This is a genomic window from Oculatella sp. LEGE 06141, assembly GCF_015207605.1.
Taxonomy (GTDB): Bacteria; Cyanobacteriota; Cyanobacteriia; order Elainellales; family Elainellaceae; genus Oculatella.
This window is the reverse complement of sequence record NZ_JADEWO010000008.1, coordinates 90447-107836: the sequence shown is the minus strand read 5'-3', so window position 1 is coordinate 107836 and position 17390 is coordinate 90447. Positions and strand designations below refer to the sequence as shown.

The following is a 17390-nucleotide window of genomic DNA, read 5'->3' as shown; positions in this document are numbered from 1 at the left end:
TCTGCGTTTTTATACCTCCAAAAAGCTCACCTCTACGAAGGTCAGTTGAGGTGCATCGCTGCTATGACTAGAAAAACGAACAACTACTAACGGTCAACTTACAAGCTGGATAAGAGAAATCTACTTGAAATCTTTAGTGTTTAACAGACAACTCTAGCTCCCAAGATATTTAACCCATGTCTACTCAAGAAGTAAACCCCGTTGATGGGGGTAATTCCAGTCTTGATGCTACATCGAGCTTACCTGGCGGTTATCTCAACTTAAGTCGTGATGTATTTGGACAACCGCTGAGCAAACCACCTACCGCTCTCGCAGGTTACGAGCATCCGCTCTTGAAGTCTGAAGATGGTGGGAATGACGCAGCCGGATCTGATGCTCTGACGGGTTTACCACCACAGAACAGTACCTCCACGGGTGTTTATGGCGATGAGTTTGAAAGTGGACTTCTCCCGATCGATTATGCCGCTCACCTGACGGGAAAGGCACTGGATGCGGTTGATAACATGGTTGAATCCAGTACTTCAGCGGTCAGGAAAGCAACCTATGCTGCTGTTACTGAAATCGCTGAAACTGTTTACAGCTCCATCGATACCGCTCAACAGAATTGGAATGCACCTGATAACGAGCTTCGGACTACAGTAGATAATCGCCTCAATCAGTCGATCGCATTGATCAAGCAGAAGATTACTGACCTGTCTGCTCATCCTGATGTGAAAGAAGCTGTGAATGCGACTACTCGCCTGGGTCGTAGCATGGCAGCAAAAACTAGCAATTTCATTGAAACTGCTCAATCTGCAACGGAGGCTTGGATTGATAAAGCATTTGACTTGTCCCATGCAGGTCAATCGATCTCTGTAAAACCAGTTAGCCCTGCTACCTCAGACCAACCGTTTATCGGTGTTATTGATACGGGCTTTAGTGCTCAAAGTCATGGGTCACAGGTTGTTCATGCTATTCAACAGGCTGGTCAACGTTTTCCAGATTGGCTTGGAGAGGGTGTTGGAACTGGACAGTGGGCAGAGTCATTGGTGCAGTTTGTAGATGCTGCCAAAGCTTCCGGACGTTCAGGGGCGATCGTCAACCTCAGCTTTGATTTGACCCAGATCAACTCCGATGGTAGCGTCTCAACCCGATTTGAACTCACTGAGGCAGAACAAGCAGCCCTAACGTATGCCCAAAATAACGGAGTATTGATTGTTGCCTCTGCGGGAAATGAGGGAGGAGCAATGTCGGCTCTGGGTCAAGCGTCTCAAGCGTTTGACCACATTATTACAGTAGGTGCAACCGCAGGAAATGATCGTGCCAGCTATTCCAGCTATGGCGAAGGCTTGGATCTGGTGGTTGCGGGTCATAGTGACAACAGTGCGCTAGCCGGAACTTCTCTGGCAGCGGCAGAAGTGACAGGAACTATCGCTGAGCTATGGGCAAAAGAGCCACAGTTGAATGTTCACCAAGTTGTTCATACCTTGCGCTCTAGTGCTAAAGACCTCAATACACCTGGATGGGATGCCCAAACTGGATTTGGTCTACTGGATCGATCGGCAGCGATCGAACAGGCAGAAATCGCCTCCCTTGAGGCTTTTGATCTCACTCCTTCTCAGTCAATTCAAAATCTGGATCAAAAAGTCGATCGCCCAACCTGGAGCAGTTTGAATGGCGCTATTCCCAGTGAGCAACCAAATTCTATAGAATCTACCTTCACGCAGCCGCTGGGATCTTCCGTTACTGTTCGTGCGAGTGACACCCTCTGGGAGATCGCTCAACAGGAACTGGGAGAGGGGAGCCGCTGGGTAGAACTCCGCGAAGCAGACGGTAGTAGTTTCACCGAACAAGAGGCACGTCAACTTCAAATTGGAACTGAGGTTTATCTTCCAAGCACTACGACGGTGGTAGAACAAACCGCCATTTCAGCCTCCGTTGCTCCTGAGCCGTCCACATCTGCTTTCTCTAGTCCTGTTCAGTCTGTGGCATATGTTGTTGAGTCGGGCGATACACTGTGGGATATTGCTGAGAGACAGCTAGGAGATGGCAACCGCTGGCAGGAACTTCAAAAAGCAGACGGCAGTAGCTTCACCGAACAAGAAGCACATCAACTTCAAATTGGGACTGAGGTTTATCTTCCAAATTCTGAGCGATCGCCTGCCAACTCCAACGAGTTGGGTGAACAAGCATATGTCGTTGAATCAGGTGATACCTTATGGGAGATCGCGCAGAGCCAGTTTGGAGATGGCAACCGCTGGCAGGAACTCCGAAAAGCAGATGGCAGCACCTTCACAGAGCAAGACATTCATCATCTCCAAGTTGGAACGTTGGTCTATTTATCGGGAGCTAAAACGGCAGTCTCTCCGGCTACATCTGCCTCTAGTTCTGCTCAGTCTGATCAACGAGAACATGTTATCCGCTCAGGAGAAACGCTCTGGACGATCGCTGAAAGGGAGCTTGGGGATGGGAATCGTTGGCGAGAACTTCGCAAAGCGGATGGTCGCTCGTTCACCGAGCAAGAGGTTAGCCAAGTACGAGAAGGAACGTCCGTTTACATTCAGACTCCTCTCTCTCTTGCTGGAAATGTCGAAAAAGGAGTTTTATTCGGATCACAGCAACGCTATCAGCTAGAGCCACAGCGGGGTGATACTGTCACAGGAATACGCGACACCCATGCAGGAAGAATAAGTAAGACAACAGGGTTGCCTGTTGGTGCCCCTTTAATTCGTCTCGATACGCCAGACAACAAAACCAAATACCCCCATATCAATGCAAACCCACAGTTGACTGGTAAGCCTGATCCACACACCAGAATATCACCCGGAACGTTGAGAGCAGCGGGTGGTACGGCACGGGTGCTTGAAGGTGTTGGTAAAGTTGCAAAGCCAGTTGCGGTTGTAACGGATACGATTCGCCTGGCCGATGCAGTTGAAGCCGATGGTGGACGCTTTGGAGAAAACACAGCGGTAACAGCAGGGAGCGTTGCTGGTGGATGGGGTGGCGCAGCCGCAGGGGCGTGGGGTGGCGCCCAGTTAGGTGCGGCGATCGGCGCATTGGGTGGCCCCGTAGGAGCAGGAGTGGGTGGCCTTGTTGGGGGGCTTGCTGGTGGTGTTGCTGGCGCATTTGGTGGCTCTTGGGTCGGAGAAAATGTGGTGAAATCGTTTTGGGGATGATGCAATGACTACCCTGTTGCTGAAGCTATTGGGTTCGAACAGCATCGAAATTGGGCTGCCTGTACCGCTAGAGACAATTGATGTCTACTGGCAATGGCGGCAAGTGGCAGCACAGTTTTTATCCTTTGCCTTCCTGCATCGTTCAGCCTGCCTAATCACCGTTTCTCCTCAACGCTGGTCTCTAGGACAGGAACTAAAGGCCAACTCAGAAATTGTGGTTGATCATAAACCCTACTTGCTTACCTTCATAGATTCTTGTTCGGCAGAGTTATTGGCAGAAGTTTCTGAAAGTGAGGATTTTGAACGTGGTTTGTTGTGGTTGATTGCTCTCAATGAGAACCACAAGGCCGAAATGATTGAGACCATTCGCGCTGTTACTACAAGCGATTCCTTGTTGTCCGTTCCTCAAATCGATCAGGAGTTAATGAGGAGTGCAGGTGATGGCAGTGCTATTCATTGGCTTAATCCCTATAAATCGCTGCACGATATTGCCAGTGCTGCTGCAAAACTAGCTCAGTTCCCTGGTTGGGATTTCGATACCATAACTATTGATCCTTTAGTGAATAAATATGAGGAGTAAGGAAGCAGGATGGTTCTTGAACAGTTTGGGGCAGTCTATCTAGAGGAAATCTGAAACGATTCACTCGTTATGTTTGGCTCATGATGCCGTCATTTCAGAAATGGAATTGGGGCATTCCAGCTTTTCTCTCATGAACGTGATGAAAGCGCGCGCCAGCATTTTGATGGGTCAGGAGTTAGCACCCAACATTCTCAACCGATTGACCCGATATTGCTTAACCGGAGTTTGGGCTTCTCCAGAGTTACGAGCCGTCATCACAGAACCACAGATCTCAACTCTCGCTTCGTAGGTGCCCGCAATGCAACCATCGGGTGAAGCGAACTCTAACCGCACTTCAGCCCAGTCAGCATTCCACTCCTCATGGGTTGGGTCTTGTGCCAACACCTGTCCAGATTTGCGATAAGGTAACCACTCCCAACCCCGCTGCATCCAGATTTCGCGTTCTACCATCTGCTCGTATTGCCCCAACCCAGACCACCCTCGATAAAATGGGCGGAGATCGGTTACAGGACCATTTCGGTTGATCAAACCCTCCAGAATATGAGGTTCGAGGTGTCCCCAGACCTGTCCGGTGGGAAAATCTACCAGTGTGGGGGCAAATTGGTGTCCGCCGAAGTGAGAACAGCGCCAAACTCGCAATTTCCCATTAGACTGAGCGCCATACTTTTTACGGAGTTGGGCATAAATGGGGTGTCCAAATCGAGCGCAGGCGATGTCAATGTTGCCATGAGTGCAAACCATGATATCGCGGATGTCATCTGTAGGCTGTTGATACGCCGAGAATCGATGCAGATCGTCAGGTTGGAACAGCAAAGCTTTTATCAGAAAAATAATTTGATCCGCTGGAAGCAGAAACGCTTGCTTCTCATATTGGGCAAAGGCACGATCGGGACGGTAATAGTAGAAGACGTTCGCCCGATTGGGAATGGAATACTCCTGGTCGGGGGCGATCGCCATCGGTGCGACTCTAATACCCTGATCATGAAGATCGTGAAACAAACTGTGAATCGGCTGAAGCAGTGGATCGTGGTGGAAGCGTTCGTTTGTCCAGGGGAGGGGTAACTCCATCACTAGCCAGCCATCACAGGGATTGGCGCTACCGATTGGGTCTTCGCCGTTTGTCTTCGAAATAACGGAGCACAATTGGCAATCTGCGGTCAATGATGAAGCATTCATGGAAGTTGAAAGAGTATCTTGAAACTGCTGCTTATTATCCCTGATTTCCAACAAGCCTGTTCATCGACAGTGGCTCATCGTATTTGTAGCACGACACAGTTGGTTATATCTCATCATGATCGGGTAGACGTATTTCAACCTCTCGTAACCGTTGTATTCTGTAGCCCCAACATCCAACTAACAGTGTTGCAAAACCTACAATTACATACAGCAACGACATACCTGCACCATCTCCGGTGCCAAAGATAAATCCTAAAAAGGGGACTAGTATTCCGTTGGGCTGCATTGCTGGCTCAAAGATGCCATCAGCAAGAGGCCCAGCTAGCAAAGCCGTAAATGCTCCAACGATGATGCCAATCAACTGATCAGCAGCAAATACTCGCCCTTGCAACCCTGGCGCGACCTTGGCATACCAGATGGCATTGCTAGAGCTGAGTAGAACCGGAAAATGGATGAAGGTATACACTCGACCCAGAATCCAAACCAGTGGAATAGGGCTAATTCCCACCACTAGTTTGCCAATTCCCGCTCCCATAAAGCCCAGCAGCATTCCATGAATTCGAGGATGGAAGCCTTTCCAGATGCTCATAACTCCACCCCCAATCAGTCCTCCTGCACCGGTTGCCATAGATACACTGCCCAGGATGATAGCGCTTCCGTCAGTGCGAGCTAAAATCATGGGCTTAAACACGTATTCTCCAAGTTGATGGAAGAACCAAAAGCAGGAAAAGGCAATGGTCAGCGCCAGCAGGTTAGGGCTTTGCCAGATGTAGCGCAGCCCAAAGGTTAACTTGTGCCAAAGGGACGTGGGCGTATCTGAACACGGTTCGTCCTTAGAGTGAGATGTTACAGGCTGCGGAATCTGGACAATACATAGGGTGGCGATCGCCACCAGAGCAGTGCCAATATCGACTCCAAGAATGCCCCTTAGCCCAATCATAGGATACAAGAACCCTGCCAAACCCGGTGCAAGGATCGTGGCACTGTAGCTAACAATTGTACGCATTGCCCCTGCACGAGCATAGTGTTCTTTGGGCAACATCGTTGAGATCGAGGCGGAATAAGCAAGGTTTTGTACGTGGCTAAAACAGGTTTGCAGGGCAACAATGATATACAGGTGCCAGACTTCAAGCAGATGGGCAGCATACAACACCGTGACACCGATGGTACTGAACAGTGCCCCTGCATCTCCCAGAATCATTAATCGTTTTCGATTGGCTTGATCGACGAGGACTCCAGCTACTAACATGACACCAATCAGCGGCAGTTCTGAAAAAAAGCCAAATAAAGACAGGGTTGTTGCTGATTCTGTGCGTTCCCAGACCCACAGGATAAACGCAAAGACCGTCATGGCACTGCCAATGGTCGAAACCATCTGCCCCAACCAGATGAGAATAAACGTTTTCATGCGAGTTGAAAGAAGATGGACACATACCGAATGAAAGAGTAATTACTAGGGTTTAGGCGGTTTAGGCTCGTCACCCACAAGATGTTCGAACAAATCATCTAGTACTTCATGGGCAGCCAAAATATCCAGCCCTGTCCAGTTCCAAAGATTAACTCGATACACCTGTCCTTGTTGCACAGCCTTAAGCGTTTGCCAAAGTGGTGTTTGCATTAACTTGTCCTGATCTTGATCAAGACTATTACCACTCTTAGGCACAAAGAGAACATCGCCATCAATACTGTCGATATTCTCCTGAGAAAAAATCAGCCTGCCATTGTTAGAGGCAACCCTATCTTGATTCACAGGACGCTTAAGCCCAACATCTTCTAAAATGCTGCCTGGAAAGGAATTTTTTGCGTCTGAATAAATATCGCCTCCTAACGTGTAGGCGATCGAAATTTCTTGCTGAAGTCCCTTTTCTCCTAACTGCTCCCTCAACTGGTCAACACGACGGGAATAGTCCTGGAGTAATTGCTCCCCCTTTGAGGTCTGATCAAACACTGCTGCCACCTCTAGGACAAGCTGTTTCCAATCGCTGCGATCGCCCACGTCAAACAGCACCGTTGGCGCAATTTGAGATAATTGGGAATAAATTTGCTCATGCTGCTTATCAAATCCAAGGATGAGATCAGGCTTAAGCTGTGCCAGCTTTTCTAAACTCGGTTGGTCATCTGTACCGACCCATTCAATGCCGTCAACTTTATCTTGCAAATAGGGCTGCACCTCGATACCAGTAAACGCATCATAGGTGGCGGTAGCGATGGGTTTGATATCAAGAGCAATCAGATTTGCCAGGGGCGGAAGTGACAGTGTGACGACACGCTCTGGAGATGGGAGCACACAGCTTTCTCCCATTGCGTGTTGAATGAGGCGGCAGTTTGCTGTCGGTGCTCCAGTGTCAGAAGAATTAGAAGATGCATGAGGGACACAGGCTGTGACCAGCAGACATGTCAAACCGATGAGAACTGGATAGACGAGGCTCCTCAGCCTCTTTCTTTTCCAGCAAACTATGAGGTTGATCACCCCTTGAATTACCTGATAAACACTCCCATTTAGAATTGCCATGATACCTTTCCTAATACTGTCAGAGGCTGACCTGCAATGATTTCCAGGTCAGTACCACTACGAGATGCTTCAAAGTAGTCAACATCAAATAGATTGCGGATATTGAGTTGGGCACGGAAGCGATCGCGCTGATAATACACCATTGCATCCGTACGAACATAGGAGGGCAATTCAAAGGTGTTGTTCAAATCCCCAGTTCTTTCTCCGACAAAGAACAGACCTAAACCAACCCCCAGCCCACGCAAATCCCCTGATTGCAGCTCATATACTGTCCACAAACTGCCGGAATGCTGGGGCACATTGAATAGTTGATTCCCCTCCTCAAACACTTCATCTTCGGCAATTTCAGCATCCGTGAGCGCATAGGCGGCAATGATACTCCATCCCGGTAAGATCTCACCCTGCACATCCAGTTCAAGCCCGCGGCTGCGCTGTTCGCCTGTTTGAATTTGAAATAGCGTATTGTCTGGATCGGTGGTCAGCACATTAGTGCGAGTCAGATCAAAGAAAGCAAGCGTTGCAAAAAGCTGGTCGCCCAACAAATTTGCTTTGACCCCTATCTCGTACTGTGTCCCTCGCTCTGGCTCAAATGCTTCCCCCGAAAAGGTTTGCCCAGCCTGGGGAGTAAACGATCGCGTGTAGCTGGTGTAGAGTGAAACATCATCGGTGGGCTGATAGACCAATCCAACACGAGGACTAAAAGCATTATCCTCCTGAAAGTCATTGATTCCAGCGATCGCATCCTCTCTGGTCACGCCTGCAATATCAAATCGCCCACCCAGTACCAGAATGAGATTGTCGGTAAACGAAATCTGATCCTGTACATAAAACCCTATAGAATCAGTGCGGGTAAATAAGTCTTGGCTAAGGACCACATCGCCCACGCTATCCGGGCTGTAGACCGGATCAAAAATATCAATCGGATTAATCAAATTAGCAACAAATTGATCCGTGACCGTTTCTCGTGCTAACTCAACCCCCACCAATAGCTGATGCTCAATGGTACCCGTGCTAAATCGTCCTGTCAGAGTATTGTTGAGGACGTAATTATCTCGATCGGTATTGACATCAACCAAAGCCCGCGACAGGGTTCGCTGATCGGGCTGCAAGCCTAATGGAAAAACAATGGTATTGTTCAACTCTCGAAAGAAAGCACTATTGAATTCGCTGCGAAGCGCCCAATCCTCGTTAAATTGATGTTCAAGGCGATAGCCAACTCGGGTAACTTGCTCTTCAGTTTCAACCAGATCGGGTTCTCCCAAATTCACATCAAGCGGAATGTCACCATTGGGATTGCCAATCACGGTACCAACAGCCGGTAATGCGGGAGACTCTGACCTCGTGTTGTTTCTCAGATAGTTGGCTTCTGCCGTCAGTACGGTGTCGTCACTGATCTGCCAGGTCAAAACAGGGGCGACGAAGGGGCGAGACTCAATTTCTTCAAAATCAACAGAGCTGCCGCCAAATTCAACCGCTGCATTCAGTCGATACAGCAGGGTTTCACTAGCATTTAATGGTCCAGAGAGATCAATGGCAGGACGATTGTATCCAAAACTGCCCAAGGTGTACTCCAGTTCATAGAAAGGGTCACTCAGGGGCTGTTCGGTGACGATATTGATGGTTCCACCCAGGTCACCCAATCCATACAGGACAGAAGCTGGACCTTTGAGAACTTCCACTCGCTCAACATTGGTCAGCCCAACACCCAGGTCTCCGAAGGTGGTATCGCGCAACCCATTCACTAAAAAGTTATCGATGTTGAATCCCCGCGCAATGACTGCTGTAGTGGGCGATTGCTCAGAGGCAAAGGAGATTTGTACCCCACTGACATTCCTCAAAGCATCATTCAAGGACAGCGCATTTTGGTCTTCTAGAACTGGCTCCGGTACGACCTGAATAGCTTGTGGTACTTCAATAATGGGAGTATCCGTTCGCGTTCCTACGGTTGAATCCGTGACGGCGTATTCTTCATCCTGCTCACCTGTAACAACAATTTGAATGGCATCTTGCTCGGTTTCAGCACTGGGAACACTGGGAGTAACAGCGATCGCCAAACCTTGTGCCTCAACCCTGACATCGGCGACAGGAGGCGCATCTGCACCAGTAATCGCTACTCGAATTCCCGCTTCGGTGGGTGTAACGGTGACCAGAGCAATTCCCTCTGCTGGATTTGTCACCAGAAAATCATTCTGATCGGGTAGTGCCAAAACAGCATCAGGAATATCGGCAACCAACGCATTGCCAAGGGTGGTGAGGGTTGGCGATGGAAGTACCCCATCGCCAGTTTCTAGAATGACTTCCACCCCCGTTTCAGTCGGATTCACGCGCACCTCCGTCACTTGAACCACTTGAGCCATCTGCACCCATTCCTCCACAGAGGAGTTTGGTTCATTGAGGTTGCTCAGTCGGGGAATATTTGAACGAATCGTTAAGTGAGGTGAATCGGACTGTGCTTCAACCTGGGCTTGAGCAGAGTGGGTAGAACCAATAGAGGCGATCGCCACCATCCAAACCAACCAAAATCTCGATGAACTTTTCAAAATGACTCCTCACGTCAATTGCTAGATTCAACGGCAGGTCTACTCTGCTTACTTAGTTCTGTAACAAAGTGGAGACAGAACCAGATTACTACCAATTGCAATCTTTCTCATTAAGGAATCAAAAAATTCACGATATATGAACATCTTATTGCCACTTATTCCTAGTTAAGGTTCTCTATTGAGAATCCAAGCGTGACGGCTTTGAACTTTCTCTGGTCATAAAAAGTTCTTTGTCATAGAAAGTAAAATCAGTCCGCAAGAGTTGGAAACGATTGCAGGATAAGGCTTTACAGGGTTTGCCAGTTGATTTCTCTAATCGCTAAAGATACAACAGGCGGGGTAACGATATATACAGCCTCATTCTTGTCCACTGTCAAATTCATAGCATCCAGGTTGCAACTGATGGCGATATAGATGAGTTTTGACATGATTTGGATTTTAGCTATTGCAATCTATTCCTATTACTGTTAGCCTGAGTCTTGTTTGAATTTCGATCACCATCACACTCGGTTTGCGAGCCGAAACTCGTTCTACTCAGCATTGGGCAGTCGTTACATTTCAATGTGTCTCCCTGCCGTTTCAGTGAGATGCCGCGTGAGGGGCAAGCCGCCGCAGAGCGTTTAAACACTATCCCTTAGCCAAGCAAAGGGATTGAGTCTTAAGGTTGAGGATTTAATTTTGCATTTCCATAATTCGAAGACGCAACGGCAGTTGAATGACACCGTTGTTGATTTGATGCAGCTTAGAATAAATCAGTCTCCTGATCAGGTCGCTTTTCTGTTTCTGCAAGATGGAGAGGTAGAAAGCGATCGCCTGACCTATCAATCTCTTGATTGGCGTAGTCGAGCGATCGCGGCTCACCTACAACACCAGTATGCTCCGGGGACACGGGCACTCTTGCTATATCCACCCGGACTGGAATTTATCACTGCATTTCTAGGCTGCTTATATGCTGGAATCGTCGCTGTTCCAGCGTATCCTCCCCAGTTAAAGCGCAATTCAAAAATGATGCGGTTGCAGCATATCGTGGCAGACTCGCAAGCGGCGATCGCACTCACAACTACGACACTCCTTGCAGATATTCAAGCCTGTTTCGAGGTCTTGCATCTCTCTGATCTACCATGTCTTGATACAACAGCGATCGCGGCTGACCGGGCATCAGAGTGGCGAAACCTATCGTTGACCCCAGACACACTGGCATTTTTGCAGTACACCTCTGGATCAACGGGTGATCCAAAGGGTGTAATGGTGAGTCACAGCAATATCTTGCACAACTTGAACTATATTCGCCACCTGTCTGAACTCACTCCCGACAGTGTGTCAGTTTCATGGTTGCCGAGCTTTCACGATATGGGATTGCTAGACGGTATTCTCCAGCCCCTGTATACAGGGTTTTTGGGAGTCTTGATGCCCTCTGTTGCATTTACCCAGCGCCCGATTCGATGGCTACAGGCCATTTCTCACTACCGGGCAACTCATTGTGGTGGTCCCAATTTCAGCTATGAACTATGTGTTCATAAAACAACGCCCGAGGAGCGAGCCAACCTTGATCTGAGCAGTTGGCAGCAAGCGTACACTGGGGCAGAACCGATTCGCAAGCAAACACTTGAGGAATTTACAGCCACCTTCAAACCCTATGGCTTTCAATCGCGCTTCTTTTATCCGTGCTATGGCATGGCAGAAACAACTCTGATGATCTCCGGTGGAACGGTCGGGCAAGAGCCAATTTACTGCGCTGTGCAAGCAGATGCCTTAGAACAGCATCAGGTCATTGAAGGTGGTGAATCTGATGCAAACACTCGCTGCTTAGTCGGTTGTGGTCATGCTCACTTAGACACTCAAGTTGCAATTGTCAACCCTGAAAGCTACATGCAGTGTGCATCTGATCAAGTGGGAGAAGTTTGGGTGTCGAGTCCCAGCGTCGCGCAGGGCTACTGGCAACGACCTGACCAAACCAATACTATGTTTCAGGCGTATATTGCCCCAACTCAGGAAGGCCCCTTCTTGCGAACTGGAGACCTGGGGTTTATGCGAGATGGCGAATTATTCATCACGGGGCGGCTCAAAGATTTGATCATTGTGCGAGGGCGCAATCACTACCCTCAGGATATTGAATTCACCGTTGAATGCAGCCATCCATCCCTGTGCCGAGGCTGTGGAGCGGCGTTTTCATTAGAGATGGGTAATGAAGAAAGGGTCATCATTCTTCAGGAGGTGGAACGGAGCCATCTGCGGCATCTAGATACTGATGCTGTATTCAATGCAATTCGCCAAGCCATCGCTCTTGAACACGAAATTGATATCTATGAAATTGTACTTTTAAAGCCCGCCAGTATTCTTAAAACATCAAGTGGTAAGATCCAGCGGCGCGCTTGTCGCACCAGCTATTTAGCCCAAGAATTGCCCGTTGTTGCCAGTCGCATTTGGGCCGCTTCAGAACGGCGATCGCGCCCTCCTCTCTCCACGCCCTATACCAGTCCCAGAAACGCAACTGAGCAAACCCTGGTCACTCTTTGGCAGGATTTACTCAAGGTAGACCAGATTGGTATTTATGATAGCTTTTTTGAACTTGGAGGAAACTCACTGCTAGCTGCTCAGGTGGGTGCTGCTTTAAGTACCCTATTTCAGCGAGACTTTACGGCCATTGATCCCTTTGAATATCCCACCATTGAAGCATTGGCTCGGCATATCAATGCCCCGTTAGACGAACGCATACACCTTTCACAAATACGCGACCGTGCTAAGCAACAGCAACGTGCGATCGCCGCTGAGCAGCGTGCATTAAAACATAGAAGAACCCGTCATGATTAATTCAGATGTGAGCTATTCTCCTGAGGCGATCGCCGTCATCGGACTTGCAGGTCGTTTTCCAGGGGCAGATAGTGTTTCGCAGTTTTGGCAAAACCTTTGCAACAGTCAAGAGTCCATTTCTTTTCTGACTGACGAGGAACTGAGTGCTGCTGGAGTCGATGAAACCTTAATTCAGCACCCAAATTATGTTAAAGCAGGGGCTTTGTTATCGGATGTGGATACCTTTGATGCCAAATTCTTTGGCTTCACGCCCAAAGAAGCGGAGTTAATGGACCCCCAGCACCGATTACTGTTGGAGTGTGCCTGGACAGCACTAGAGAATGCGGGTTATCCCCCTTCTTCCCTTACCGAACTAACGGGAGTATTTGTCGGGGCTAATATCAGTCACTATTTGTTGCAACATCTGAGTTCTCACGCCGAGTTGCTGCAATCTCAGGCGTTGGAAACCCTGATCAGTAATGACAAAGACTACCTTGCCACCCGAATTTCGTACTTACTGAACTTAAAGGGTCCCAGTTTCAGCATTGGAACGGCTTGCTCCACTTCTCTCGTAGCCGTGCATCTGGCCTGCCGCAGCCTGCTGGGGTATCAGTGCGACATGGCGATCGCTGGAGGAATTTCCATTCAAAATCTCCGTCGGGAAGGGTACCTGCATCACGAGGGCAGCATTGCCTCACCCACTGGCACCTGCCGCGCCTTTGATGCCCAGGCTCAAGGAACCGTGTTTGGGAGTGGCATGGGGCTGGTGGTGCTGAAGCGGCTTGATGAAGCCCTTACCGACGGAGATCATATCTATGGTGTGATCAAAGGATCGGCTATTAATAATGATGGGGCTGGGAAAGTGGGATACACCGCGCCCAGTGTAGAAGGGCAGGCCGAAGTGGTGGCTGAAGCTTTGGCGATCGCCAACATTGCCCCCGAAACGATTCGCTACATTGAAGCTCATGGCACCGGGACAGAATTGGGCGATCCCATTGAAATTAAAGCGCTAAACCATGTTTTTCGGACGAGTACAAATCAGAAGAACGTCTGCGCCATTGGTTCGGTCAAAACCAATGTAGGACATCTGAATACGGCGGCTGGAGTAACAGGATTGATCAAAACGCTCCTGTCACTCAAACACCGAAAGATTCCACCCAGCCTGCATTTCGAGCAACCCAATCCCCATATCGACTTCGCCAACAGTCCCTTCTACGTCAATACTCAACTCACAGACTGGCCATCCAACGGCATTCCCCGTCGAGCTGGAGTCAGTTCCTTCGGCATTGGCGGCACCAATGCCCATGTGGTTCTCGAAGAAGCACCTACTGGTGAACCCCCGCAGCCCGCTCGTCCCTGGCAACTGCTACTGCTCTCTGCCAAAACAAAGACGGCTCTAGATACCGCAACCGCTAACTTAGCCACCCTTCTCCAGCACTCACCTCATCCTCATCTGGCCGATATCGCCTATACGCTGCAAGTTGGTCGTCAAGCCTTTGCTCATCGGCGGATGGTGGTCTGTCAGCCCCATGATGCGAGTTCGCTGCTGGCATCCTCTGACCCACAACGCCTCCTATCTGGACAGACCACCGGAGCGCATCGGGCGATCGCCTTTCTGTTCCCCGGTCAGGGGTCACAGTATCCCGGCATGGCAAAGGAGCTGTATGAGACAGAACCTACGTTTCGAGCCGTGGTCGAAACGTGCTGTCAATTACTGCGGCCTGTGTTGGCCGTTGACCTGCGCGAGATTCTCTTTCCCACCGCTGCAACGCATGACTGTGAACGGCTCAATCAAACCCGCTATGCCCAACCGGCGCTGTTTGTGGTTGAGTACGCTCTGGCGCATCTGTGGATGAGTTGGGGCATTCAGCCCGCTGCCTTGCTCGGTCACAGCATTGGTGAACTGGTGGCAGCATGTTTGGCCGGTGTGTTCTGCCTGGAAGATGCGTTAACCCTGGTGGTGCGGCGGGCAGAGTTGATGCAGCAGTGTCCCACCGGAGCGATGCTCTCCGTGCCGCTATCCGCGGCACAGTTGCAGCCCTGGCTCGGTTCAGACATCACCCTGGCGGTCAGTAATGCGCCTTCGCTCTCGGTTGTCTCCGGAAGCCAGGGAGCGATCGCCTCTCTCTCTACTGAACTGGCTGCCAAAGGTGTGGAAACGCGACTGTTGCATACCTCCCACGGCTTTCACTCTGCCTTGATGGCACCAGCGGTTGAGCCGTTGATTGCAGCGGTTGAGCAGGTGAGACTGCATCCACCGCAGATTCCCGTTCTCTCGAATGTGACGGGCACCTGGCTGACGGCAGCACAGGCTACTGACCCCCACTACTGGGGAGAGCAGTTACGCCAGACAGTGCAGTTTGCCTCATGCCTCAAAGAACTGGTGCAGGACTCTAGCCAGATTCTATTAGAAGTCGGCCCTGGACGAACGCTGACGACTCTGGCAAAGCAGCAGGCAACAGCAGAGCAACTGGTGCTCGCCTCGCTGCGCCATCCGCAGCAGCAGGAATCCGACATTGCTTTGTTGCTGCAAAGCCTGGGACGCTTATGGTTGGAGGGAGTGGAGATCGACTGGTCAGGCTTCTATGCCCATGAGCGGCGGCAGCGGGTGCCGTTGCCCACCTATCCCTTTGAGCGACAGCGCTATTGGATTGAGCCGATTCAATCATCCTCTAGAATCGCTGATTCACTTAGCCGGAAGTCTGCGGTCAATGATTGGTTCTATCAAGCATCGTGGAAGCGTCTACCAGCACTAAACCGACGTTCAGCATTTATAGAACCATCCTGTTGGCTGATATTTGCTGATGCAAACGGATTGGCGAATCACGTCGCTCAGCAATTAGAGCAGGCCGGACAAACAGTAATCACAGTAACTCCGGCAACGGAATTCGCACGATTGAACGATCGCCACTACACCCTCAATCCTGATCAGCCTGAAGACTACGAAACATTACTGCAAACGGTACGAATTCGGCATTCAACCCCGCAACGGGTAGTGTATAGCTGGAGTTTAGTTGCGCCTGAAACCGCTGGCTTAGAAGAACTGAGGGATTTCTATGGTTTGATTTACCTGACACAGGCGATCGCCAACCAACTGGGAACGGCGACGCTGTACCTGGATGTGCTCACTCATCATCTGCATGATGTTTTAGGTACAGAAGATTCGGCTCCAGATCGTGCTGCTGTTCTGGGAGCCTGCAAAGTTATTCCCCAGGAGTATCCCCATCTCACCTGCCGCAACCTGGATCTCGACCTACCGCAGACTGAGCTTTCTCCCGATCATCCCGTGATCCAGTCGCTCCTTGCCGAATTGCTCGTATCCTCGCCTGAAGCGACTATTGCCCATCGGGGCCGTCATCGCTGGGAGCAAACCTTTGAGTCAATGCCATTGCCAGCAGAACCGGGTTCGTCGCGCCTGCGCCAGGGGGGCATTTACCTGATTGCAGGGGATTTGATCAATGGATTGGGGTTTGCGATCGCTCAATTACTCATTGAAACCTGGCAGGCAAAGGTTGCCCTGGTGGGGCAAAGTGGACTTCCCGAACGCCACCTGTGGGAGCAATGGCTGACCTCCCATTCCGATGACGACCGGGTAAGTCGTCGCATTCGTCAGATTCAAACCCTGGAAACAGCCGGGGCACAACTCCTAATATTTGAGGCGGACGTAACTCATGCAGACCAGATGCAGCGGGCGATCGGCCAAATTGATCAGCACTTTGGAACCGTACATGGAGTGATTTATACGCCCGCGATTAATGCTGCCCAGAGTGCCCGTTCCATTCAAGAACTGAACGTGACGAATAGTGCGTCAGAGTTGCGATCGCGTATGCAGGGACTCCTGGTGATAGAGAGTACCTTGCAGGGCAAATCACTCGATTTCTACCTGGTGCAGTCGTCGCTTGCCTGCGTACTGGGAGGACTGGGGCTGGCAGCGTATACGGCGAGTTACACATGTCTGGATGCCGTCGTCAGTCAACGCAGCCGCACCCATTCTACCCCCTGGTTTAGCGTCAATCGGCAGGCGTGGCACTCCGAGTGGGAGGCAGAGCTTTCGCCAATGGAGCGACCGTTCGTGAGTGATCTCGCCATGACTCCGACTGAAGTTTGGGAGGCGATTCAGCAGGTTCTCACAATGCCGGGAGCGGGACAGGTCATCGTCTCGACGGCATCATTACAGGCGCGGCTGGAGCAGGAAGCCCAGCCGTCGCTGCTAGCCGAATCGACGGTATGGCAACAGTGGAGACCAACGGCATCCCATGTTCGCCCCGCGATCGCCACTCCCTATGTGGCTCCCACTACAGATGTGGAGAAAGCGATCGCCGCCATTTGGCAAATGCTGTTAGGCATTGAACCCATTGGCATTCACGACAACTTCTTTGAATTGGGGGGACATTCCCTGCTGGCCGTTCAAGTGATCTCGCGCCTGCGAGAGCAGTTTCAGGTGGAATTGCCCCTCAAGAGCATCTTGTTTGAAGCGCCGACCGTAACCGGACTCGCCAGGGTGATTGCGGAGCAAACCCTGGCGAGTGGGGATGATCGCCTGGATCAACTGTTGCGGGAAATTGAGAATCTCTCTCCAGAGGACGTTCAGGCGAGGCTGGCGCAACAGTCTCCGTTGAGTCGGTAAATCAGGGTAT

8 protein-coding genes are annotated in these 17390 nt (G+C 50.4%); 4 read left to right on the top strand and 4 right to left on the bottom strand.

Annotated elements, in window-relative coordinates:
* The first annotated feature begins 176 nt into the window (after window positions 1-176).
* On the top strand, window positions 177-3155 hold the full coding sequence (locus tag IQ268_RS08235; protein ID WP_193877347.1) for a LysM peptidoglycan-binding domain-containing protein: 2979 nt from the start codon (window positions 177-179) through the stop codon (window positions 3153-3155).
* Window positions 3156-3171: 16 nt separating this feature from the next.
* A complete protein-coding gene (locus IQ268_RS08230) occupies window positions 3172-3735 on the top strand; it encodes a hypothetical protein (protein ID WP_193877338.1) in 564 nt (187 codons plus the stop codon).
* Window positions 3736-3903: 168 nt separating this feature from the next.
* Here the strand turns inward: IQ268_RS08230 and IQ268_RS08225 are convergent, their stop codons facing one another.
* The 4 genes from IQ268_RS08225 to IQ268_RS08210 form a co-directional block, all read right to left on the bottom strand.
* Window positions 3904-4911 carry a sucrase ferredoxin gene (locus IQ268_RS08225; protein WP_193877336.1) on the bottom strand — a complete coding sequence of 336 codons (1008 nt, stop codon included), beginning with the start codon at window positions 4909-4911 and terminating at the stop codon, window positions 3904-3906.
* Window positions 4912-5014: 103 nt separating this feature from the next.
* Entirely contained in the window at window positions 5015-6319 is a 1305-nt protein-coding gene (locus IQ268_RS08220) for an MFS transporter (RefSeq protein WP_193877334.1), read from the bottom strand.
* Window positions 6320-6364: 45 nt separating this feature from the next.
* Window positions 6365-7198, bottom strand: coding sequence for an iron-siderophore ABC transporter substrate-binding protein (locus tag IQ268_RS08215; protein WP_193877332.1), 834 nt, complete (start codon window positions 7196-7198; stop codon window positions 6365-6367).
* A 212-nt stretch (window positions 7199-7410) separates the two neighbouring features.
* Complete coding sequence (locus IQ268_RS08210; RefSeq protein ID WP_228035194.1) at window positions 7411-9963, bottom strand: TonB-dependent siderophore receptor; 2553 nt, start codon at window positions 9961-9963, stop codon at window positions 7411-7413.
* 678 nt (window positions 9964-10641) lie between these two features.
* On the opposite strand from IQ268_RS08210, the gene IQ268_RS08205 reads away from it, so the two are divergent.
* Both IQ268_RS08205 and IQ268_RS08200 read left to right on the top strand, forming a co-directional pair.
* The gene (locus IQ268_RS08205) at window positions 10642-12774 is read left to right on the top strand and encodes an AMP-binding protein (RefSeq protein ID WP_228035193.1); all 2133 of its coding nucleotides are present in this window, start codon (window positions 10642-10644) and stop codon (window positions 12772-12774) included.
* Window positions 12767-17380, top strand: coding sequence for a type I polyketide synthase (locus tag IQ268_RS08200; RefSeq protein ID WP_193877330.1), 4614 nt, complete (start codon window positions 12767-12769; stop codon window positions 17378-17380). Before IQ268_RS08205 ends, IQ268_RS08200 begins: the two co-directional genes overlap by 8 nt.
* The last annotated feature ends 10 nt before the right edge of the window (window positions 17381-17390 follow it).

Bases quoted from the DNA above. Each gene is read 5' to 3' on its own strand.
- IQ268_RS08235 (WP_193877347.1), top strand. From the start codon at position 177: ATGTCTACTCAAGAAGTAAACCCCGTTGATGGGGGTAATTCCAGTCTT.
- IQ268_RS08225 (WP_193877336.1), bottom strand. From the start codon at position 4,911: ATGAATGCTTCATCATTGACCGCAGATTGCCAATTGTGCTCCGTTATT.
- IQ268_RS08220 (WP_193877334.1), bottom strand. From the start codon at position 6,319: ATGAAAACGTTTATTCTCATCTGGTTGGGGCAGATGGTTTCGACCATT.
- IQ268_RS08200 (WP_193877330.1), top strand. From the start codon at position 12,767: ATGATTAATTCAGATGTGAGCTATTCTCCTGAGGCGATCGCCGTCATC.